The 23,122-nt window shown below is 36.3% G+C and carries 22 protein-coding genes and 1 pseudogene; 11 read left to right on the top strand and 12 right to left on the bottom strand.

What is annotated here, in order from left to right:
• On the bottom strand, window positions 1–756 hold the full coding sequence (locus ALGA_RS17155) for an SDR family NAD(P)-dependent oxidoreductase (protein WP_197705604.1): 756 nt from the start codon (window positions 754–756) through the stop codon (window positions 1–3).
• An 84-nt stretch (window positions 757–840) separates the two neighbouring features.
• Window positions 841–1,707: a helix-turn-helix transcriptional regulator gene (locus tag ALGA_RS17150; RefSeq protein WP_096431254.1), complete on the bottom strand. Its 867-nt coding sequence runs from the start codon at window positions 1,705–1,707 to the stop codon at window positions 841–843.
• A 107-nt stretch (window positions 1,708–1,814) separates the two neighbouring features.
• Here ALGA_RS17150 and ALGA_RS23255 point away from each other — a divergent pair, with 107 nt between their 5' ends.
• The 6 genes and pseudogenes from ALGA_RS23255 (at window position 1,815) to ALGA_RS17125 (ending at window position 6,167) form a co-directional block, all read left to right on the top strand.
• Window positions 1,815–2,042: a hypothetical protein gene (locus ALGA_RS23255; protein ID WP_197705603.1), complete on the top strand. Its 228-nt coding sequence runs from the start codon at window positions 1,815–1,817 to the stop codon at window positions 2,040–2,042.
• A gap of 12 nt (window positions 2,043–2,054) precedes the next feature.
• Window positions 2,055–2,594 (top strand): annotated as a pseudogene (locus ALGA_RS17145) (SOS response-associated peptidase); the annotation flags it as partial.
• 156 nt (window positions 2,595–2,750) lie between these two features.
• A complete protein-coding gene (locus ALGA_RS17140) occupies window positions 2,751–3,056 on the top strand; it encodes a hypothetical protein (protein ID WP_096431252.1) in 306 nt (101 codons plus the stop codon).
• A 133-nt stretch (window positions 3,057–3,189) separates the two neighbouring features.
• On the top strand, window positions 3,190–4,131 hold the full coding sequence (locus ALGA_RS17135) for a sensor histidine kinase (protein WP_096431251.1): 942 nt from the start codon (window positions 3,190–3,192) through the stop codon (window positions 4,129–4,131).
• Window positions 4,128–4,772 carry a response regulator transcription factor gene (locus ALGA_RS17130; RefSeq protein WP_096431249.1) on the top strand — a complete coding sequence of 215 codons (645 nt, stop codon included), beginning with the start codon at window positions 4,128–4,130 and terminating at the stop codon, window positions 4,770–4,772. Before ALGA_RS17135 ends, ALGA_RS17130 begins: the two co-directional genes overlap by 4 nt.
• A gap of 369 nt (window positions 4,773–5,141) precedes the next feature.
• Window positions 5,142–6,167 (top strand): inorganic phosphate transporter, encoded by a 1,026-nt coding sequence (locus tag ALGA_RS17125; protein WP_096431247.1) that lies wholly within the window; start codon window positions 5,142–5,144, stop codon window positions 6,165–6,167.
• Between the two features lie 110 nt (window positions 6,168–6,277).
• Here ALGA_RS17125 and ALGA_RS17120 read toward each other — a convergent pair whose 3' ends face one another.
• From ALGA_RS17120 to ALGA_RS17095, 6 genes are all read right to left on the bottom strand, one after another.
• Window positions 6,278–6,937, bottom strand: coding sequence for a (Fe-S)-binding protein (locus ALGA_RS17120; protein WP_096431245.1), 660 nt, complete (start codon window positions 6,935–6,937; stop codon window positions 6,278–6,280).
• A 26-nt stretch (window positions 6,938–6,963) separates the two neighbouring features.
• Window positions 6,964–7,665: a GTP-binding protein gene (locus tag ALGA_RS17115; RefSeq protein WP_096431243.1), complete on the bottom strand. Its 702-nt coding sequence runs from the start codon at window positions 7,663–7,665 to the stop codon at window positions 6,964–6,966.
• A 112-nt stretch (window positions 7,666–7,777) separates the two neighbouring features.
• Window positions 7,778–8,572, bottom strand: a complete 795-nt coding sequence (locus ALGA_RS17110) for an ATP-binding cassette domain-containing protein (RefSeq protein ID WP_096431241.1) — start codon at window positions 8,570–8,572, stop codon at window positions 7,778–7,780.
• A gap of 245 nt (window positions 8,573–8,817) precedes the next feature.
• Window positions 8,818–10,086 carry a hypothetical protein gene (locus tag ALGA_RS17105; protein WP_096431239.1) on the bottom strand — a complete coding sequence of 423 codons (1,269 nt, stop codon included), beginning with the start codon at window positions 10,084–10,086 and terminating at the stop codon, window positions 8,818–8,820.
• Between the two features lie 51 nt (window positions 10,087–10,137).
• Window positions 10,138–10,572 (bottom strand): anti-sigma factor family protein, encoded by a 435-nt coding sequence (locus tag ALGA_RS17100; RefSeq protein WP_096431237.1) that lies wholly within the window; start codon window positions 10,570–10,572, stop codon window positions 10,138–10,140.
• Window positions 10,559–11,044, bottom strand: a complete 486-nt coding sequence (locus tag ALGA_RS17095; RefSeq protein WP_162845473.1) for an RNA polymerase sigma factor — start codon at window positions 11,042–11,044, stop codon at window positions 10,559–10,561. Before ALGA_RS17095 ends, ALGA_RS17100 begins: the two co-directional genes overlap by 14 nt.
• 125 nt (window positions 11,045–11,169) lie before the next feature.
• On the opposite strand from ALGA_RS17095, the gene ALGA_RS17090 reads away from it, so the two are divergent.
• The 3 genes from ALGA_RS17090 to creD are packed head-to-tail and all read left to right on the top strand — an operon-like array spanning window position 11,170 to window position 13,471.
• On the top strand, window positions 11,170–11,787 hold the full coding sequence (locus ALGA_RS17090; protein ID WP_096431233.1) for a hypothetical protein: 618 nt from the start codon (window positions 11,170–11,172) through the stop codon (window positions 11,785–11,787).
• Window positions 11,784–12,074 carry a winged helix-turn-helix domain-containing protein gene (locus ALGA_RS17085; RefSeq protein WP_096431231.1) on the top strand — a complete coding sequence of 97 codons (291 nt, stop codon included), beginning with the start codon at window positions 11,784–11,786 and terminating at the stop codon, window positions 12,072–12,074. Before ALGA_RS17090 ends, ALGA_RS17085 begins: the two co-directional genes overlap by 4 nt.
• A gap of 53 nt (window positions 12,075–12,127) precedes the next feature.
• The gene (gene creD, locus ALGA_RS17080; RefSeq protein ID WP_096431229.1) at window positions 12,128–13,471 is read left to right on the top strand and encodes a cell envelope integrity protein CreD; all 1,344 of its coding nucleotides are present in this window, start codon (window positions 12,128–12,130) and stop codon (window positions 13,469–13,471) included.
• A gap of 266 nt (window positions 13,472–13,737) precedes the next feature.
• Here the strand turns inward: creD and ALGA_RS17075 are convergent, their stop codons facing one another.
• Window positions 13,738–15,351 carry a dipeptidase gene (locus ALGA_RS17075; protein ID WP_096431227.1) on the bottom strand — a complete coding sequence of 538 codons (1,614 nt, stop codon included), beginning with the start codon at window positions 15,349–15,351 and terminating at the stop codon, window positions 13,738–13,740.
• Window positions 15,352–15,562: 211 nt separating this feature from the next.
• Between ALGA_RS17075 and truA the strand changes: the two genes are divergently transcribed.
• Entirely contained in the window at window positions 15,563–16,369 is an 807-nt protein-coding gene (gene truA, locus ALGA_RS17070; RefSeq protein ID WP_162845472.1) for a tRNA pseudouridine(38-40) synthase TruA, read from the top strand.
• Here the strand turns inward: truA and ALGA_RS17065 are convergent, their stop codons facing one another.
• Both ALGA_RS17065 and ALGA_RS17060 read right to left on the bottom strand, forming a co-directional pair.
• On the bottom strand, window positions 16,370–18,508 hold the full coding sequence (locus ALGA_RS17065) for a PAS domain-containing hybrid sensor histidine kinase/response regulator (protein WP_096431223.1): 2,139 nt from the start codon (window positions 18,506–18,508) through the stop codon (window positions 16,370–16,372).
• Between the two features lie 5 nt (window positions 18,509–18,513).
• Window positions 18,514–19,650, bottom strand: coding sequence for an FIST signal transduction protein (locus ALGA_RS17060; RefSeq protein ID WP_096431221.1), 1,137 nt, complete (start codon window positions 19,648–19,650; stop codon window positions 18,514–18,516).
• 249 nt (window positions 19,651–19,899) lie between these two features.
• Between ALGA_RS17060 and ALGA_RS17055 the strand changes: the two genes are divergently transcribed.
• Window positions 19,900–22,293 (top strand): transglycosylase domain-containing protein, encoded by a 2,394-nt coding sequence (locus ALGA_RS17055; RefSeq protein WP_197705602.1) that lies wholly within the window; start codon window positions 19,900–19,902, stop codon window positions 22,291–22,293.
• On the opposite strand, the gene ALGA_RS17050 is transcribed toward ALGA_RS17055, so the two are convergent.
• On the bottom strand, window positions 22,290–23,102 hold the full coding sequence (locus tag ALGA_RS17050; RefSeq protein ID WP_162845471.1) for a CHAD domain-containing protein: 813 nt from the start codon (window positions 23,100–23,102) through the stop codon (window positions 22,290–22,292). The genes ALGA_RS17055 and ALGA_RS17050 overlap by 4 nt on opposite strands.
• Between the last annotated feature and the right edge of the window lie 20 nt (window positions 23,103–23,122).

The raw sequence follows: 23,122 nt of genomic DNA, 5'->3' as shown, positions 1-23,122 counted from the left end.
TTAATTTCGACCGGCCATAACACCGCCATCAATATCCCAAATGGCACCTGTAACCCATGCGCTTTTATCGGTGAGCAAGAAATGAATCGTATTGGCAATATCTGCGGGTCGCCCTACTCTTCCTATTGGATGAAATGCGTTAAAACCCTGCAGCGTTTCTTCAATTTTATCTTCCTCTATAAAAGCAGCATAAATTGGCGTAACCACCACTGCCGGAGCAACTGCATTCACCCGAATGTTGTAATCGGCCAGCTCCATAGCCAAATGCTGTGTGAAAGCATGCAAACCTGCTTTAGCCATCGAATAGGCCGATGATGGAGTTGCCTTAATGGCCTGCTTGCCCCACATCGAACCGATATTAACAATAGAACCCCCTTGGTTATCTTTTAAAATTTTGGCTGCTGCCTGAGTAATAAAAAAGAATGCCTTGTTAAAATCGTGGTACTTGTCGTAATCTGCTTCGCTGTGTTCCAAAAATGCTTTCGGACTAAAATATCCAGCCGCATTCACCAAATATTTCAAATTAGGCATTTGTTGAGCCATTCCTTTTGCAAATTCATGTACCGATGCCAGGTCGGATAAATCCAAAGCTATTGTTTTCACGCTTCCCATTTTGGCCAATTCGCTCTCACTTTTCTTCAAATTCTTATTGGGTCGCCCAATAATTATCACTTCAACTCCCTCTTTTAATAACAATTCGGCAGTGGCTTTTCCTATTCCTGTTGTTCCTCCAACTATTAGTGCTTGATTTTTCATTTGTATCATTTTTAATTCGTTCTAAAACAAATGTCGTTACAAACAAACGTTTAAAATGGTAATTAAAGGACAAGTAGTGGCAAATTAAAGCACAATGGTGTGCTGAAAATCTTTTGGAGTTAAACCTGTTGCCTTCTTAAAATATTTGGTGAAATAAGTAGGATCCTCGAAGCCCAGAAAATAGGCAATTTCCTTAATGGCCACTTTCTGATTGGCAAGCATTCTTTTCGCTTCCAATATTTTCTTTTGTCTGATAATGCCCGCAGGAGTATCCATTAGGTATTTTTTGCAGGATGCACTTAGTTTTTTAGGCGTAGTCAATAAAACTTCGGCATAACGCTCAATGCTCCAAAACTCTTTAATTTTCGCACCCACCATATTACTAAAGCGCACGGCCAAAGTATAAGCCTTGTCGGTATCAAAGCTTTGTACTCCTTGCTTTTTTCTTGCTCGCTCTACATCAAAAAGAATGCTTTGAAAAAGAGTGAAAATCTGTTCTTTGTAAAAATAATCCTGAGTTTTCATTTCCTCTTCAATAAAGGAAGTTATCGCTTTTAGCTTTTCCACTTCGCTATGGCCAAATTGCACGTAAGCATCACCAATTTCATTAAAAATGGAAATGTGAAAACGATCCAACAAAGCGGGGTTATAACGATCAATAAAAAAGTCGTTGAAATGAAACAGGTAGCCTTCATTTGCCGAACCGGGGCAAAAATAATGAATTTGATTTTTATTGATGAAGAAAAGAGAGTTTGCCGAATGATGAATCACTTCATAATCCACATAATGACGACCTTCTTCTTTAAACCAAATTAACTGATAAAAGCTATGCCTGTGCGGATGTGAAGCTCTTTCGTGGTTCCGCTCAAAATAACTTCCTGCATCGTTTATCTCAAAATGCAACTTTGAATAGTCATTCTTGTGCAGGTGGTATTTCTCTATCTTTTCCAATTGCTTTTTTGTTTTTTAGTACCGAAACCCAAGATAGTTTTTTTAAACAAGAATGTGTGTTTACACGATTCTACACATTCATTTTCCCTATCTTTATTTGCAAACAAATGCATCATTTTCACATGTGTTACGACATACAGGCAAAACTGGAAGCTCAGCTAAAACGCGCACGCCGACTGAATCAAAAAGACGTGATTCGTGAATTGGAATCCAACTTGAAACCATACATCACGCAATGGCATCATGTTTCGGGTTTTGCACACCCAAGCATACTCATTTACACCAACGAAACGCCTGCTTTGCCCTCTCCCGCTTCCTGGGGATTAATTCCCTAATGGACAAAAGATCGGCAACAAGCCAATCAATTACGCCTGAATACAATCAATGCCCGTGGCGAAAGCATTTTTGAAAAACCATCCTTCCGGGATTCTGCAAAACACAGGCGTTGTTTGATTACAGTGGATGGTTTCTTTGAACATCAACACCGAGGGAAAAAAACATTTCCTTATTTTATCCGCAAACAAAATGGCGATGCCATGACAATGGCCGGGCTTTGGGCTGAATGGCTTGACAGGGAAACCGGTGTATGGGAACGCACTTTTAGCATTGTTACCTGCAAGGCAAATCCTCTACTTACCGGGATTCATAACAATCCACAACTTGCCGAAGCCAGAATGCCCCTACTTCTTACCGATAACAATGCGGATGAATGGTTGCAGCCCATCAGAAATAAAAGTGATCAGGAACAAATACAGAGCTTGGTTCAAGCATCAAGCGAAGAATTAATTGCTTACACCGTTCGTCCTTTACGGGGAAAACTGGCCCTTGGTAACCGTCCCGAGGTCACAAAAGAATACTTCTATGATGAATTGAATGAGTTGTTTTAAAATCAAATGAAAAGGCGCAAATTTTTATTTGCATTGAAATATATTTTAATACATTAGTGTATCAGTTTACCTTTTATATTAATGATTAAATAATACAAAGAATAGCAGTTATATTAATAGATCTTAGGCTCAAAACAATCACCTAAAACTGTAGTTATGAAAATAATAGCAATCGAAAAGGAATTTAAAGATGTCGACTGGAGTAACAAAAGTGACATTTTAGAGCAAGAAGCTCGCCATGTTCACGGATTATACATATCAGAATACTTACGTGAAATTTATTTTACTGAAGACAACAATGCTGTACTAATAATGGAATGCAAGAGTTTGGAACATGCCAAAGAGATTTTAGATGAACTCCCTTTGGTAAAAGCAAAACTGATCAAATTTAAGATCATGCAACTCAACCCATACTCCGGATACAAACGAATTATTAAAAAAGACAATATCCAGGAAAAATAGTTGCCTCCATTACCTTCCCAGAATAAAGAACTTCACATTATAGCTTGAACTGATACTGGCTTATAGTGTGAGGTTTCAAAAAATACGGCTTTAAACGTAGCTTTTTAAAAGATAGAATTCTTACTCTTGTTTCATGCTTTTACAAATTGCACTAATAGTATCCGTTTTATTACAATTCGGAGCTTTTTTTATTACCATTAGCCTGATTCCAAAAACACGCTTCAACAGCTCATGGATCATGGTTTCCATCGGTTTCTTACTAATGGCTTTGCGCCGATTTACCGAACTTTTTAGCGTATTTAATGCAGACCAAAGCAAAGCGGAAACCGTCATCACCAGCTGGATGGCTGTGGTAATTTCATTGCTCATGTTTTTTGGTGCCTTTTACATTCGCCGTATTTTTCAGCTGCAGGATAAGGTCGATAAAGAGAGAAAAGAAAATGAAGCCAAAGTGCTGAGTGCAGTAATCAAGACCGAAGAACAGGAACGCCATCGCTTTGCCAAGGAATTGCACGACGGATTGGGGCCTATCCTCTCTACCATTAAAATGACAAACTCCGCTCTAAATAAGTCTGTTGAAAATGCGAATAACCTGCAAATCATTCAAAAAACAGATCAGGCCATTAACGAAGCCATCATCACCCTTAAGGAGATATCCAACCAATTAAGTCCGCATATTTTGGAGCGATACGGTTTAGAAAAAGCCATTAAAACATTTATCGGGGGAATTCAGCTAACAAATCAATACCAGATTCAATTGAATATTCAATTGTCCGAAAAACGTTTCGACTACAATCTAGAGTTGATTCTATATCGGATCATCGGAGAATTATTCAACAACACGCTAAAACATGCTTCAGCCTCTAAAATCGACCTTTCACTCCTTACCTATCATCACAAATTAGAATTGATGTATAGTGATAATGGAATCGGCTTTTCACCAAACATGAAATCGGTAAAAGGAATGGGCTTGTCGAACATCCACACACGGGTAAAATCTTTGGACGGAAGCATTGAAATAAACACCCGCAAAAATGAAGGCTTTTACCTTAAAGTTGAAATACCAATATCATGAATGAATCTTTAAAATTGGCACTGGTTGACGATCACGATTTGTTTCGGGAAGGTTTATTCTTTCTACTCAACAATCAAAATAGCAAACCTGAAATAAAGGAAGCCAGCAACGGACAGGAATTATTGGATTTGCTGTTGAACTGGCAGGCCGACCTAATTCTTATGGATATTGAAATGCCTGTAATGAATGGAATAGAGGCAAGTAAAGAGGTCATTAAAAAATATCCCGACACAAAAATAATTGCGCTCTCGATGCATGCCAACGAAAATTATTATTCGGAAATGATTGATGCAGGAGCCAAAGGTTTTTTGCTTAAAAACTCTAGTTTCGAAGATGTTCAGCAAGCAATTAAAGCCGTTATGGAGGGAAAAAACTACTTCTCACCCGAAATATTAGAGAGTATCATTGCCAATTTAAACCACAAAAAAAATCACCTCTCAAAATCAGATCTTACTCATCGGGAAATCGAGATTCTATACAACATTTGCAAGGGACTATCGAATCAGGAAATAGCCGAAATACTCTTTATCAGCAAACGAACGGTTGACAAACACCGCGAAAACATACTGCTAAAAACCCAATCGAAAAACACCGCAGGCTTGGTAATTTATGCCATTAAAAATCACATTTTTGAGGTGTAACAAATGAATTCTCTCTGTGATTCAGACAGTCTGTTCGCAATAATTTCAGATTGTAAATAAAGCAATCGTGTTGCTTTACAAGCTGATTTCGCTATGGCTTCAGTCCAAAATAAATACAATAAAAACCTTTCCTTTTTTGAAGCATTTTAAAAAAAATGCTGTCTTCTCGATTCAGTTTGACTGCCTTCCAAAGAATAGTACTCTATAAAAAGTAAGGGAAGTAAGCCAAAATCTAAAAAAAACTAAAGATATACCTTTTACCTAGAGCACTCTACGTACAAACACCTATCACACAATTACGTTTTTATACGCTGAGAGATAGCTTGCAGATGAAATACTTTTGATGCTAACGAATCAAAACAATCTGCTATGCTGATCCCTTTTTTAATTCCTTTTGTAATCGCTATTTTTTTATCCATAAATATGGGGGGAAGTGGCACCGGGCCAGCCTTTTCGGCCGCCTACGGTTCTAATGTGATTAAAAAGAGTCTAATTCCTGGCTTATTTGGACTGATGGTTTTCATAGGGGCTATTGTTGGTGGTGAAGAAACAGCCAAAACCATAGGGAAAGGTCTTTTGGATCCGGAATTAATGAACTTTACGATTGTCTCCGCCATACTGCTAGCCGTGGCTATTTCCCTACTAATCTCCAATCTCTTTGGCATCCCTCAATCAACCAGTCAGTCGACAGTAATGGCCGTAACTGCACCGGCAATCTATTTCAATTCACTAAATACCGATAAATTGTTATTTGAAATACTCCCAACCTGGTTCATTATGCCGATTGTGTCTTTTGCACTGGCATTTTTCATTGGCAAATACATTTACAAACCCATACGGAAACGTGGCTACACGATCTCCAAAAAAGTGAACGACAGTTATCTGCTAAAAGGTTTAATCGTAATCATGTCCTTATACGTTGCTTTTTCCATAGGAACCAATAATGTTGCAAATGCCACCGGCCCTTTATCATCAATGGCCTGTAACGAGCTAATGGTAAGCCCAAATCACTACTTGCATGTTCTGATATTGGCTACACTAATCGTTGCACCAAGTTTCTCCATTGGCAGCTCGATTTTTGGAGATAAAATTTTACAAAACACAGGGAAAGAAATCGTGCTGTTTGGAAGAATCGAAGCGGTAATCATTGCTTTTATCTCGGCGAGCTTGTTGCTTAGCGCATCCTTAGTAAAAGGAATTCCCACTTCGCTGGTACAGCTTAATGTGGGTGCTATTATTGGAATTGGTGTGGCCAAACTAGGATTCCGCAACATATTTCGAAAAACCGAAGTCGATCGTTTTTTTGTGATGTGGATCATCGCTCCCCTTGTTGCTTTTTCTTTGTCGCTATTGTTTACTTATTTATTGGATATTATGGGACTCGTTGACTTATAAGCAATAGATCTACAGCAAAGGCTTCGCTTAATAAAACCTCGATATATTTATAGGCATTAAATTCAAAAGCGCTCTAAGCAATTAAAAAAATACGAAGAGCGCTTAAAAATTTATTTAATGGCATGCACAACAGGAGGCTGCCATACTTTTAGGTCAATTCCTTCAATCAGGATATTCTCATCTTCAATCTTAACAACTACACCAGAATGAACCTTTTGCATCATGCAATGTTTCGGCAGAAACCTCACCGTTTCACCTACTTTGATATTTCTCCCATGATAGCGGCCTTCAAAAGCAATTACCATGCAGCAACCCACTGGGGTAAACTTAGTCTCGCTTTCTCTCCTTCGGCACGGCCCAATTAAATGGACTGTAACCAACAAATGATCAATCTTAATCACTTTCCCGTAATGCACAATCGGACACCCCAAGGGTCGGTACTCAATCACTTCGCCTATCCGTAATTCAACTAAAGCCATCGGCATCAGCACTTCTCTGCATGAAATTTCTCCTTTCAGAGGATCCAAAATAATATCAGCTTCGTAAGAATCAATTACTCCTACTATTTTTTTCTGACACCCATTCAGCCGGCTCGTTGCTAATCTTTCAATTTCTATTTTATTAGAGGTAAATCGTTCCTGTGTTAAAAAGGGACATAAATCTATACTTTCCGATTTTGTTTGAATCACTTCGGCAAACTCAGCACATGAACCAAAGCCACAACGTCCGCAATTGAACCCAGGAAGAAACTCTATCATCTTTTTTTCCATATTTCTATTCTTAAAACGGCAATAATTTATTCACCAACATACTCCTGCATGCCATTCATTTTTCGCAACAAACCACGATGATGTTCAGCACCAACTCTTTTTTCGCCCGCACAAAGCGTGCATACTGCAAAAGGCGCATTGTGCCGCAAACTTTCATTTTCAGACACTCGCTTTTTAGTACTTCTAATTTGCAAGGCCAGTTCCGAAGCTCCTTGTCCGCTTAATCCGTTCGCCTCTATAATTGAACAATTCTGATTGGTTTCCAAAATACATTCCCGAAATATCTCCCGCTCAGCTTGCGATATCATATCGCCTTTTGTGATTACTACGATATCAGCACAACTCAAAAAAGGACCCACTTTCATAGGATTATTGGGTCCGCTGGTAGCATCAATCACACAAACGCCCAAACTATTAGTGGTATAAGGCGCACATCGATGGCACAAACCAGCCGTCTCCATAATCAAAAACTCGGAATTTTGCGCTCTGGCAAACTCCAAAATTGCATCGGTATTATAAATTGAGAAATGATCGGGACACATGTCCATCGATAAGCCCAACTGAACCGGAACACCCAATTTTGCAAAGCGCTTGGGATCATCAGAATACAAACAGTCGATCTTTACCACCGATGGCTTTACATTCTGCTGCAATAATATTTTCAGAGTATGAATAAGTACCGCGGTTTTCCCGGCACCAGGAGTTCCGGCAACAATAATAAATTTCATATGATTCTAATTTTCTTGATAAAGACATCCGGAAACCGTCTGCAAATGATTTTGCATAGCCGTTTCATTGATCTGTTATTTTCACATTTTCAACACTCATCAATTGCAGGCATTACAAAAAACTCAATTCATGACGCAATGCCTCAAAATTGACTTCTTCTATTTTCCTGCCTGCCCGCACATCCTCCCGTAAAGCCAAAATACACCGATCAATATCATTTAACTGCAATGATATTTGTTTCTCACGGTAAGTGCTTTCAATAATATCGCGCATGCCACCATTCCTCATAATAATCCTCTTTTGTGCACTTAAGGCCAATACCGGATCGTGGGTGACCACAAGAATTATTTTCCCCTCTCCCGATAACAATTGCAAAGCCTCGTGCTTTTTAATCCCTGCATTTTCAATTTCATCGATTAAAACAATTGGTGATTCGCTAATAATGGCAACATCTGCCACCATTAGAGCCCTGGTTTGTCCTCCGCTTAAAATTGTTAGATTATCGCTTGCATTTATGGGCTCTCCAGTAAGAGTATTCGCAATCGAAATTACCTGCTTAATATCAACCTTGCTTTTCCCTCGGCACTTGGCGTGAAGTTTCAAAAAATCGGCAACGGGCATATCAGCGAAAAAATTCATGTTCTGCGATAATTGAGCCACCATTTTTTTTCTGGGATCACTCCGAAGTTCATGGGAAGGGATTGCTCCATTAATTAAAATTCTGCGCTTACTTGCCGTATCTCCTTGTGCCAACTGCTCAATATCTGCAATCAACTGACTTTTCCCGCTGCCGGTAGGGCCAACAATTCCATATATCTCACCTTTGTTGATTCGCAAATCGGGCAAACGTTCCGTATTGCCTAACTTGTCGATGCCTGCCTGTATTGTAATTTGATGTATTTCCATAAGCTTCTCTGTTCAAATTGATATGGAACAAAGTTCAAGCTTATACCAATTGGAAAAAACAGCTTATGAACGTATTATAAGAATAGGTTTTTGTGCGTACTTCCCTTTAACACATTACAAAAACACAAAAGAACATCACAACATTAAAAAACAGAACAGATTAAATTGGAAAACTGATTAATAACAAGAGGGGATTCCAAAAAAATTAGAATCCCCTCATTACAATAAATTAGTTTGTATCCGAATTAATTCGTTACCCTAAACCTCACCAAACGAAGAGGAATATCTGAAGCCTCTTTCAGTTCTTGAAGTGCATAAATATACCCCTTGTAAAAAACCATTTTTGATGGATTTATCTGTAAGTTGTAATCATCGCATTCAAAACTACTTGAGCCTACAAAAGAGCCATTACTCTTATAAATCCACACATTAAATTTATTGGCTCCTTTTTCTTTAGGAAACTCAAAAAACAAGAGATTGTTATCTGAGTCTTTAATCACTGTTGAAAAAACAGGAGTAGGAATTGGCTTTGTAATTTGTTTAAGGTCAGTTTCCATTTCCAGTAAAGCTTTCTCGAATCCTTTTGTATTCTTTTCGGCATAATCACCAATGGCAAACTTTGGTTTTAAAGCTTTAAATTTTTCAATGGCCTTCTTTTGTATTTCTTTTTGTTCTTCTACAGAAATAGTGTTGGAAGCCCATTCTATTTTATCCTTCGACTGCAGATTCCCATCTAAATCGAACTGTAAAATCTCTCCGGTCTTGGGAATTGCAATAATTAATTTTGCACCAACACTGGCAATCACAGGAGATTCAACACCAGTTGATTTACTAAAAGGCATAGTTGTAATCCCATAACTTCCCTGCTTTCCATATTCAAAAGAATAATTAAACATGTTGCAATGCTGAGTGCCTGCACAACGATCCGTAAAATGTTCCCAAATTACTTTTTCTTCATTCGTCTCATAATCAACTATTGCAACAAAATCTCTAAATTTCTCCTTCCAAATCACCCAGCCCACTACCGCTATTTTATTATTTGGCAGCGGTATCATCTGTCTTGTCATATAATCCAGCTTAAGGGTTTTACTATACCTTCCTTCCATATCAAAACAGATCATATTCCCCATATTATCAAGACCCGAGAAAAAGTTATTATTGATTATTCCAGCGATATCCTCCTTTTTCTTAAATCGCTTGCCATTGCTATCGGTAATACCAAATTCTTTCTCGAATTTACCATCAGCTGAAAACTTTGTATAGAAATTTCGATATGCGTTATTAACAACTATCGATCCGACAGGCGTTATCTTTAATGATTTCCTGAGTCCAACAGCTTTGCCGTATAAACTATCCTTGTACGATGCAAAAACCTTGTTCCAATCATTTCCTTTCGCAAATTCCTTATCTGGAATCAATTTTACATTTCCATTCTTATAAATATCGACTAAACTTTGAGCCGATACAGAGCATGCAATAAATGCAAGCAATATCATTACTGCTAATTTCTTCATAATAGGATTATTTAATTAGACATTTTGCGTACCGGTACGTCACAAAATTTATTACTCAATTATCTTTCCATTTTCATCAAAAAAATCAAAACTCATCTCTTGTTCTGTAATCGGTAAATTTGCATCGTATTCAGATTCAAATTGGTACCTGATCATCAACTCTGTCTGTACATCTTTCTCCTGAAACATCTGAATTCCAACAAAAATTAAAATTGCCGATGCTGCAGATAAATCGTAAAACATCTTTCTGACAATACTCTTTTTATACCCTCTTTTAGGAGTAAATTTAAATTCTGGAATCTCAATATTTTCATCAACAAAATTCCCAATTGCCTCTTTAATCCCTGCTACAATTTTCACTTGACGAATCAGTTTCGCTTCACACGCCACACAGCTTTCGATATGATCTTGCAAGATTAAATTTTCTGCAACATCAAGCTCTCCATCTATATATCTCTGAATGAATTCATCATTAATACAATTCATAATGCTTGTTTTTTAATTCCAATTGAACTTTTTGTAATGCCCGAGAGAGTGTTTTACCTATTGATGAAAATTTAATTCCAGTTACTTCGGCCAACTCTTTATAAGATAAGCCCTCACTATATAAAATCACCAAAAATTTCTCTTCAGCCTTTAATTTTGATAAAGCACATTGAATTTCTTTGTGCAAATCACTCTCATCCAAAACGTTCTCGTCTTCTAAACAATCTTCAAAAGTGTCAATCGTCTGAAATCTATTTTTATTCTTTAAATAATCGATACTTTTATTGTAAGTCGCCCGATACAACCAGCTTTTAGGATATTGAATTACCTTTCCTTCCTCCATTTTTTCATGCAGATAAATAAATACCTCCTGAATAATGTCGGCAACTGTATCTTCGTCTCGTATTAATTTTTGAGCTACCCGATAAACAGTTTGATAATTCTCTTTGTATATGTTCTGAAATGTATCCAACAAACTAATTTTATAGTTAGTCTATTAAAATACTGTTTTGTGACAAAACTTTCTGATTTTTTTTCATTTATTAAGTTTATTCGAATATTTCCATTATATTTACTTTGAATTACAAAGTACTTTCCATGAATCAGCAAAAATACATCGAAGACTTAAAAGACATTAAAGAGATGATGAATAAATCATCTAAATTCATCTCTTTGAGTGGTTTATCTGGTATCTCAGCAGGTATAGTTGCATTGATAGGTGCTTATTTCGCCTGGATAACAATTTATTCCCAAACTGGGTATCAGGATTTTGATCGTACACTTTTAGATATTGGTCAGCTAATCCAATTGCTGACTATTGCTTTTGTAACCCTATTGCTCGCAGTAAGTTTTGGACTATTTTTCACCAGATTGAAGACAAAAAAATTAAAACAAAAAGTGTGGGATTCTCAAAGCAAAACACTTCTAATTAATTTATTAATACCATTACTAAGTGGTGGCGTATTTTGCCTTCTCCTTTTATTAAAAGGATACATCGGATTAATTGCACCACTAACCTTACTATTTTACGGTTTGGCATTGGTAAATGCCAGTAAATACACAATAAGCGAAATCCGTAGTTTGGGAATACTTGAAATTTTACTAGGTTTGACCGCAACTTATTTCGTAGGATATGGTTTGATTTTCTGGTGCATCGGATTCGGTCTCCTTCATATCATTTATGGAATAATAATGGAGATAAAATACAAGTCGTGAAGGAACTACTTAAAGATTTAAATAAAGCTTTTGAAAACCGAATTCGACTAGGAATCATGTCGGCTTTGGTGGTTAACGACTACCTCGATTTTAACGCCCTTAAAAACCTATTGGGCGTTACCGACGGTAACTTGGCGAGCCATTTAAAGTCGCTTGAAAAAAGCGAGTACATTCGTGTGCAAAAAGAGTTCCTCGATCGAAAACCCAACACTAAATATTCTGCTTCGGATGAAGGCAAATTGGCCTTTATCAAACACATAAAGGCCATAGAGCAATTGCTTAAATAATTTTTTTTCATCTTCTACTTTGAATTTCAAAGTACTTTTAAAACAAAATAAAAATGAACGATACCCAATCACCATTTGACAAAGTAAACAGCTGGATTAAAAATTCGGTTGGACTTAAATTAGGTACTATCACCATTTTAATGCTATTGTTGTTGATCCCAGCAAGCATGATTAAATCGATCATCAGCGAAAGAGAAATGCTAAATCAATCAGTATTAAACGAAGTCAGTCAAAAATGGGCTGGAAAACAGCAAATTAACGGGCCGATTCTTACAATACCATTACTCTATGAATATGAAGTGGAAGATGGCAAGATCATCACGAAAACAAAATACCTGTACCTGCTACCCGAACAACTAACAGTAACAGGTAAAATAGAACCCGAGAAATTAAAAAGGGGAATTTATGAAGTTGTCGTGTACCGAAGCGCAATGCAACTTTCGGGGCAATACAATCTAAAAGTTAAAATTGATGAGGATCATTTAAAAGAAATTAAATACAACGAAGCTTTCCTAACTGTTGGAATATCGGATCTTAGAGGAATAGAAGATCAAATTACCCTGAACTGGGGAAAACAAAAGCTGGATGTACAACCCGGATCTAAACTAAGTGAAATGATTACCTCCGGCATTAGCATCGATTTGCCTGATTTGAGCGAACAAATAAATACAAATATTGATTTCTCATTCAACCTGAATTTGCAAGGCAGTCAAAACCTTTCCTTTATACCGATAGGCAGCACCACCAATGTAAACCTATCCTCCACCTGGTCTTCACCCAGTTTTAATGGCAATTTTCTTCCCGACAACAGAGAAGTAACTGATGAAGGGTTTTCGGCCGATTGGAAAATTCTGCAACTGAATCGTAATTATCCTCAAACCTGGGTCGATAAAAACATGCGCGAAGAAATGCAATATTCAGCCTTGGGAGTTGATCTGATTATGCCTCTGGACGATTATCAAAAGTCCATGCGCTCCTCCAAATATGCGGTTATGACTATTGCCTTAATTTTCTTGGTTTTCTTCTTAGTCGAGATCTTGAATGGTCGGAAAATCCACCCGTTTCAGTACACTTTGGTAGGTCTGGCTCTTTGCCTTTTCTACATATTACTGATATCCATATCGGAGCATTCCAATTTTAACATTGCCTATTTAATTTCAGCAGGAATAACATCTCTGATGATATTAATTTATGCTAAAAGTGTGTTTAAATCGAAGAAATTCACGGGAGTTTTAACCGCCACAATATTGGGAATATATGGCTTCCTGTTCGTAACGCTTCAATTGGCCGATTATGCTCTGTTAATGGGCAGTATTGGCTTAGCGCTGATATTGGGAATCACGATGTATTTCACCAGAAATATTAACTGGTACAAGATAAATATGAAGACTGAATAAACAGAAAAAGCGAATGCAACAACTTAGTTGCATTCGCTTTCAATATTATACCCAAATAAATAGTTCAACGATGAAAATCAATCTCTCCTGCATATCTCTCCCCTCTTCCAACAGAATATGCTATTTCTATATTTTAAGCGTTGAAATTGGTTCTTGGTATCGGGATTATGGGTTTGGATTCCAATTTTGACTTTTTTCACGACAAAAAAACCGGTTGAAGCAGATGCTCAACCGGTTTTTATATGTTTGAATAAAATCAGACTTTTTTAGAATCCCAATCCGAATTTTCCCCAATACTCATTCTCCAATTCTTTCCAACGCAACATGGTTGCGCCAGTAAAATCTCGGGTATATTTGTTCAGTAATACTTTTGCCTCTTTTGTTTTACCCTCTTTCAATAACTTCTGAATTTGAACTTCGAGCTTAGGCAATTCCGTAAAACCTTTCTCCTCAAAGTAAGCCACTTCTTCCATCATTCCTTCGCGGGTTGATTGCCATTGCAATGTTGCCAATTTGTTCGCTTTGCGATACTGCCAAATAGCAGCATCTTCACGGTAACGTTGCTGTCCGCAATACTGAAAACTCTCTGGTAATTCGGTCGTTCCGCAGTAAATGGGAATACGAGGACTCTGACCTGGATTGTCGAAAGAAAACCAAGCTCTGCCACCAATTTCATCAGGCAACCAATCTCTCAACTGAATAATATGAGAATACGAACACCACGATACGGCAACAGTTCTTTGATATTCAACCGATTCGTCTTTCAGGTAATTATATAACTTTCGATTGTCACCATTTGGCCAAGGATTTGCATTTAAGGCCTTGATGGTATCAACACCAATCTCCTCTTTCTCCTTATTGTATTTTTTCCTGACTACGTTCAAATTTTGAGTCATATCATACTTTGTACCTTCATAAGTTTCACGATACAAAGCAATCACATCGCGTACAGAAACTTTTTGATCCGGCTTTACAGAGAATGGCAACTCATCAGCCTCAAAATCTAATTTTAAAGATGGCGCCAAGGCATTCATGATAAAAAACTCGCGAATTTTAAATGGTTTTTCAACTTTGCCATAAGCTTTCCAGAATTTAAATTCCTCATTGCCATCCCAACGTTCCAGCTCTTTCGCTACAGAGAATACATTCTCCGAATACATAAAATAATCTTTGTTATTTTTTTCAATCACTCCAATTCTTGAGATATTTGCCGATACTCCAATGTGATCGTCAGGAATACGTTGAGCCGCCCAAACGCCTCCTATTTTATCGGGTCCTTCACCAAAAATTTCCAATTGCCACACTTCTTTTTTATCAGCAATTGTAATGCACTCTCCCCAATCGCCATAACCATATTCCTTAATTAGCTTTCCAATTAATTCAATCGCACCGCGAGCAGTTGTGCAACGCTGTAAAGCAACACGCTCCAATTCTTCAATTAAAAACATTCCCTCATCGTTCACCAATTCTTTAGGCCCAACAATGGTTGATTCGCCAATCGCCAGTTGTTTTTCGTTTAAACAAGGATAAGCTGTGTTTAGGTAGGCGTATGTTTCCTTTGCCTGAGGTATTGCTCCAACCACTTTCATGTTTCGTCTGTCCCAAGCCGTTTCCGTCTTCAAACTGCCTTTGTAAATTTCAAGAGTAGTATCCTTCTCAAATTTTTGCCCTTTTTCAATATCCAGCCAGGTTCTGTATCTGCCATCACAAGTATGACTGGTTATCACAGATCCATCTGTAGACGCTTTTTTCCCTACCATAATACTGGTACAACTTTCACCGAAATAAGGATCGTTCACCTGATCGAATACCGATTGGGCATTAGATTGATGTACACTAAATGTTAAAATCGCCAAAATGGCAATCAATAATTTCTTCATTGGTTTGTTGTTTTAATTTATGCTCAAAATAACCTAATCTTGTTATCGTTTCTCCAAAAATGAGCTCTAATATAAGTTATTCGTAACATTTATTAGCAAATAGCTGTTAATTTAGAAAGGTGTTAACAGAATTACTGATGCTTTGTATAATTGATACAATGAATTGATACCTTTGCGAAACAGAGAAACCGCAAAATAAAAACAAATAAAAGTGAGGTACTTTTTTCATATCGGGTACAAAGGAACCGAATACAGAGGTTGGCAACGCCAAAATAATGTTATCAGTGTACAGGAAGTTCTGGAAGACAATTTATCTAAATTATTAAAGGAAAAAGTGATTTGTATTGGCTGTGGCAGAACGGATGCAGGCGTGCACTCCTCTCAGTACTTTTTTCACATCAATACCGATAAAGTATGGACCGATAACTTACTATTTCCTTTGAATAAGATTCTTCCATATGACATTTCTGTTTACGATGTTTTTGAAGTTGACCCCAGCCATCACGCACAGACAAGTGCAAAAGAAAGAACATACAATTATTTCATACACACAAAAAAGAATCCTTTTTTAAATAAAATAAGCTCGCTGTACTCTATAAAACCAGATGTAACAAAAATGGCGCAGGCAGCATCCCTACTATTAAAATATACCGATTTCAGATCCATTTGTAAATCACCAGACAGTCATAACCACACTCTATGTACTATCTACTCGATACAATTCTTTACGGATGCTGCAAAAGCTAATTTTCGACTGCAGATAACTGCCAATCGATTTTTAAGGGGAATGATTCGAATTCTTGTGCACGAACTAATTGAAGTTGGAACAGGGAAAAAAAGTATTGACCAATTTGAGGAGATGATTCAAAATAAAATTCCTTCTCAATTTTTAAATTTAGCCTATCCACAAGGCTTGTATTTATCTCAGGTAAAATATCCTTTCATAAATACGACTCCAATCGACGATTTTTGTCCTCTGTTAAAAATGAATCAATGGATAGAAATTGAAAACGTCTAATTAGTTCATGTGTTTTTCAATTTTACGGAACAGCTCTTCTGGATTTATCGGTTTGGTGATATAATCATTCATACCTGCTTCCAAAACTCTTTTACGAATATCATTAAATGCCGAGGCAGTAATGGCTAATATCGGGATCTCTCTAAACTTATCGTCAGCAAGACTTCTAATACTTTGTGTCGCTTGATAACCATCCAATATTGGCATCTGCAAATCCATTAGCACCATATCAAAATTACCAGACTGAACTTTTCCTAAAGCTACCTGACCATTCATGGCAATTTCGTAAGTAATTCCCCACTTTTTCAAAAACTGCTTCAGAATTAAAATATTCATCTCATTATCTTCAACTAACAAAATATGCAAGCCCTTAATTTTAGCTGTATTTCGGTAAGTATCAATGGATAAATCTAATTTTGGCTTTGACTTATGGCTAATCATCAAACTCAGCTCAAAACAGAAAGTAGTTCCAAATTCAAGATCACTTATCACATTAATAAAGCCCCCCATAATCTCAATTAACTTTTTTGAGATGGTTAGACCCAAACCTGTTCCTCCGTATAGTCTGGTAGTATTTGAATCAGCCTGAGAAAAAGACTGAAAAATTTGATCTTGCTTATCCTCAGGAATTCCGACCCCTGTATCTTTTATTTCAAATTTCAATTTAACCTTATCATCACATTTCTCTTGATAACTCACCAAAACCTGAACATTTCCTGAATCTGTAAACTTAACTGCGTTGCCGCATAAGTTATTAATAATTTGCGATATACGATTTGGATCTCCAATTAAATAGGACGGTATTTTAGGATCAATGTCTACGATAAAATCCAGTCCCTTTTCTCTTGATTTAATCTCAAAACCAGAAACGATATTCTTTACTAAATTTCTAAAATTAAAATCGATCGATTCAAGATTAACCCGACCAGCTTCAATCTTACTAAAGTCTAAAACATCATTGATTAAAGTCATTAAATTATCTGCTGACAATTTCAATATATTGATATTCTGAATTTGATCTTCTCTTGGATTATCCTCTGACAACAAATGAGTGACTCCAATAACAGCATTCATCGGAGTTCGAATTTCGTGTGACATTGTCGATAAAAACTGTGCTTTAACCGAAGTTGCTTCCTCTGCTTTTTCTTTTGCAATGATTAATTCTTGCTCTACCCTTTTTCTTTCTGATAAGTCGTTTAACACTACAAACAAAACATTTCCATCCATTAAAGGCACTGTATTTAAAGCAACCTCAACAGGGAATTCTGTTCCATTCTCTCTTACATGCATCCAATCGAACTTTGAATAGCCTTTGATCTTACATTCTTCAATGCGCTCTTTTGCTTTGTCGAAAGACAATTCTCCATCGGGTTGGTATTCAGGAGAAAAATCTTTTACATATTTGCCAATAAAATCTTCCCTTTTTCTTACACCATATAAATCCAAACAAGCCTGATTGCATTCTATAAATCGGGATTCTTTTATGATTAAGTATGCAACAGAAGATTTTTCAAATATCAATTTGAATTTTTCTTCTGTTTTTTTCTTCTCTTCCTCGAGTCTTTTCCTTGACGTAATATCTTTTAATGTTCCGGTAAAACCATTTCTTTTCCCATCAGAATCTCTTGTTACTCGAATTGTTGCTTCGCACCACTTATAACTTCCACTTATAGTTACTAGCCTAAGTTCAATAAATACAAAATTCCTTTTGCTTTCAATTAAATCCCTCAGAATTACCATACAATTTTCTGCATCATCTGGATGTATGAACTCAAAAACATTACTATTTAGACTTTTCTCAATAACAAAACCAGTAATTTTATTCCATGCCGAATTTAGGTACAACCATTCTCCAGAAAAATTAGTTTGAAAAATTACCTCTGAAATACTATTTACTATTGATTCCATTTTGGAAGACGTAACTTCAACCTCCTTGGTCTTATTGACAACAACTTTACGCAGGTCATTATTTAAGGTAAAAAGTTCAATCGAACAATTTTCCAAGATGTTTTCAGTCTGTTTTAAATCCATATCATAATCCACATAGGCCTCATCGACAGCTTTCAGAAAGTCCTTAAATTTACTTTCATCCTCCGCAGATAAATACTTCCGAACTTGCCTTTTCAATAATCTATGCATATCCTTTATTTTTCTGAAAAGGTAGTAATGGTCATGGTTTGATTATGAAGAAAACAAGCACCATCTTCTTCAAAAGGTGAGATTTCCCCATAGGAGTAAAATCCAGTAATGCTTGCCTGATCACCTATAATATCACCAACAGCTTCTATTTCTTCTTCAACCAACTGCTTAAGAACTAATTTGCGACCAACACAACTAATTAAAATTGCCAATTCCGACTCGCCCTTATTAATCATATCAGTACTTGCCTTAGCCGATAATTGAGCACCTAGAATAAGTCGGTCCACATTTGCTTTCATCAATTTGACAATTGCCCCTTCAGGAATATTGCCACCAAATAAAAGGCTTTGATCTTCCTCATTTATGCCATGCACCGTTCGCACAAAAGCATTTTGCGAGTCGCCCACCCGGCAACTTAAAGGGAATGACATACCTGATACGGGTAAGTCTTTTGCCCGTTCACCCAAAAATTGTTTGTATAATATAAGTGCTGGTTGATTATCCAATTCGTACAATACATTATCTTTCGATTTTGTCACCATACGTTCAATGCCAAAATTCTCCCATCCTCCATTTGTTCCGTATCCTACAGTGAGAGAATCGCCATAAAACCCTAAACCACAAACACAATTTGATTTTGCCTCACCGTCTTTATTAAATACAAGAGTCTTCGAAAATCGGACACCATCGCCAGCTAACCCACCAGTTATTGCAACTTCCTTCGGTAATATTTTCTGAATTCCTTCAATAAGATGTGATCCATTAATATTAATACCATCCGACAAAACCATTAAATGCTTTAAATCTTTAACAGGAAATTTCTCACACAATCCTTCACCACATTCTATGCTATTCTTATATTTTGTAAGATCAACAGATTCTAATTTAAGTTTTGTTGAAGAGAATTTAATCGCAGTAATAGAAATACTATTTTCGAATACTTCTAATCCTGATATTTCTCCAGAGCTTGAACATCCAAAAACCAAGGAGTCTGGAAAAGAATTCTTTATTACAGAATTGAATTCTTTTTCAACCAATAATTCACCCTCGCCAAAAACGAATAGTAAATCTGGCTTAAGCGTAATTTTATTTATTTTAGAAAACTCACCCTTAGACCTTATGATTACTTTTTGTATCTCCATATCCACATTTTAAAATATGTGATCTATTTACTCCTCCACATAAATCACACAATTACATCAATTAGCTACAGTAAAAAGTCATCTCGTCAATAATATACTACGAAAAAACATATTTATTACGTGACATTAAGATACGTGAAAAATAAGTATTATTGTTTACATTTACGAGCTAAATTTCTAGAATGGTTTTTATAACATTATAATCTTTTAGAGAATTATGCGTTATTTAGAAAATACGATGATATTAGAATGACAAAAACAAAAAAACCTTCCAAAGGAGTAACTACTTCACAAAAGAAAACGAACAAAAAAATGAACTCCTCAAAACCTTCATTTTCACACTATTTGATCCGACTTATTGGTTTTGGCGTACTTCTATCCCTGTTAGTTGTCGGTATCCTATTGGGTAGTGTTTACATTGGCTTATGGGGTAAATTACCTGATTACGCTACCTTAAAAAGCATTAAAAATGCAAATGCATCGGAAATTTACTCTGAAGATGGGGTTATATTGGGAAGAGTTTATGCTGAAAACCGAACCGATGTAAATTTCAAAGATATTTCTCCTGATGCCATCAATGCGCTAATTGCTACCGAAGATGTTCGTTTTTATGAGCATCAGGGAGTCGATCAAAGAAGCCTTTTACGCGTGCTGGTAAAGTCTTTAGTTTTGCGAGATAAAAGTTCAGGAGGAGGAAGTACCCTGAGTCAGCAATTATCAAAAAACCTTTATCCAAGAAGGAATTTTGGTCTTTTAAGCATGCCTGTAAACAAAACAAAAGAGGTTATAACTGCATCCCGTCTGGAAAAAATCTATTCGAAAAAGGATATTCTTCAACTCTATTTAAATACAGTGTCGTTTGGCGAGAAAGTTTTTGGAATTGAAAGTGCATCCCGTCAATTCTTTAGCAAACCAGCATCAAAACTGGAGATCCATGAATGTGCCGTATTAATTGGCATGTTAAAAGCTCCAACATTCTACAACCCAAGACTTCATCCCGAAAGATCAAAACAACGAAGAAATATTGTTTTGAGTCAAATGGCTAAATATGAATTTATTCCCAAGCATAAATTAAAAGAACTTCAAGCTCGGCCATTACTAATTCACTATCAAAAGCAATCAACACAAGCTGGTTTAGCCTCTTATTTGCGAGAAAAAATAAGAACTGAAACAAATAAGATACTAAAAGACTATCCTAAAGAAGATGGAACTTACTATGATATCTATCGTGATGGATTAAATATCATTACCACGATTGATGCGAGAATGCAAACGGATGCCGAAAAGGCAGTTGCAGAGCACATGAAAAATCTGCAGGCCCTATTCAGTCAACATTGGGGCAATAAAAATCCATGGGGAAATAATATTGACGTAATAGAAGATGCTAAAGTACGCTCTGAACATTACAAATCATTAAAGCAAAAAGGAAAATCAGCAAAGGAAATTAATAAAATATTTAATGAGAAGGTGAGTATGAAAATTTTCACCTGGAATGGTGACAAGGAAGTGAAAATGTCTCCCCTCGACTCAATAAAACACTATGTACAACTATTAAAAACTGGTTTTTTAGCCATGGAGCCTAAAAGTGGAAAAATTAAAGCTTGGGTTGGCGGTATTAATTTCGATCATTTTAAATATGATCATGTAAAATCCAAACGCCAGGTTGGATCGGTATTTAAGCCAATTGTTTATGCTTCTGCTTTGCAAGAAGGAGTTTCTCCTTTCGATTATCTACCTAATGAACGCAAGGTTTACGAAGAATATGACAATTGGTCGCCACGAAATGCAGATAATTTATACGAAGGAAGTTACAGTATGGAAGGAGCTTTGGCTGAATCGGTAAATACCATCGCTGTAGACGTTCTTCTGGAAACCGGAATTCGAAATACAATTGTACTGGCTGAAGAAATGGGAATTGAAAGTAGTTTACCCAAGGTACCATCTCTGGCCTTGGGAACCGCAAATATTTCTTTGTATGAAATGATTCAGGTGTATGCCACTTTAGCCAACAGAGGTGAACATACGGATCCTTATTACATTTCCAAAATCGAAAATAACAAGGGCAATTTAATTGTGGACTTTACTATCAACAGAGAAGAAAACAGGTATGTGTTATCGCCTGAAAATGCTGACATTATTAATCATATGCTTCAGGCTGTAGTTAATGATGGTACGGGGAAATCTCTTCGTTCAGTTTATGGATTAAAAGGAGAATTAGCCGGAAAAACAGGAACAACACAAGTACAAGCCGATGGCTGGTATATTGGTTATAATTCCAATTTAGTAGCAGGTGCATGGGTTGGAGCCGATGATATGCGTATCCATTTCAACTCCTTGAGTTTGGGACAAGGAGCTAGCATGGCTTTACCTATTTATGGTAAATTTATGAATAAATTAAGTACAAATAGAAACTTTAACCGCTACACAAATTCACCAATCCCAAAACCACACGCTGATGTTTTAGCTGATCTGGATATACCTCATTATTTACCCCCCGAATCTAACTTTTTCGAATATCTATTTGGAGTTAAGGCAACTGACCAAGAAAAATTAATGAAACGAAAAGCAAGAAAAGATAAACGAGAGACTGAAAAAAAATCAATCTATCAGAAAATTAAAAACATATTTAAGCGTAAAAACTAGAAATGATTCCTCAGGTATTTATCGGACTCAATTTTAAACTCTTGTTTAAATTTATTGTTCTGGTTTTTCAAATTACGCAGAACTCTCGTTACACCTGTTTGAGATAATTCCTGATCTAATTTCATCAAGAAATTATCCAAGACCTTATAATTGTGCCAATTACCTAAAGATGTTTCGGTAGCATTTACGATATCCAATGCTTGCCTTCTTTTCTCATCGTCGTGAAGAACCAATAGCAACTGTTCCAAGGCTTTAACTACCTTTAAAAGTTTTCTGATTTGATGATGATATTCTTCTCCTTTTGATGAATTAAATAATCGGTTAACGATTTCCAATTCATCATGGATGATGCTATCAACTTTTATTTTTAATTCAGAAATATTTACCTTGTTTAATACTGAATACAAGCTTGTTATTCTTTGTTTAAATTTAAGAAGATCAAATTCAGTAAGGCTTGTTTTAAAATTATCCGCTTTTGAATTCAACTCTCTATTTAAAATAAGCATTATCTCAGCAGGTATCTCAACACCACCTTTTAACATCAATGATTTAGAAACCTGAATAACACGCAGTTTACCTGCACTATTAAAAATGCTTTTTAGCTGTTTCAAAAGCTTTGCGGCAATATCGGAATCAAAATTCAATTCTTCGATCAATAACAATAAGCTTCGTATGTATTTTATATCCACACGTAACTTATGAATGTCTTCTTCTTTAATTTGCTCAGCTACTGATAGATTACGCAAAAAAGAATCGAATTTTTCTTTATAAAATAAACTTAAGCTGGTACTTCCCTCTTTAGATTCCATATTTCTATTTTTATATACAA

Source organism: Labilibaculum antarcticum (assembly GCF_002356295.1).
In the GTDB taxonomy this organism is placed as follows: domain Bacteria; phylum Bacteroidota; class Bacteroidia; order Bacteroidales; family Marinifilaceae; genus Labilibaculum; species Labilibaculum antarcticum.
The sequence above is the reverse complement of the archived record's forward strand: the minus strand, read 5'-3'. Positions and strand labels throughout refer to the sequence as shown.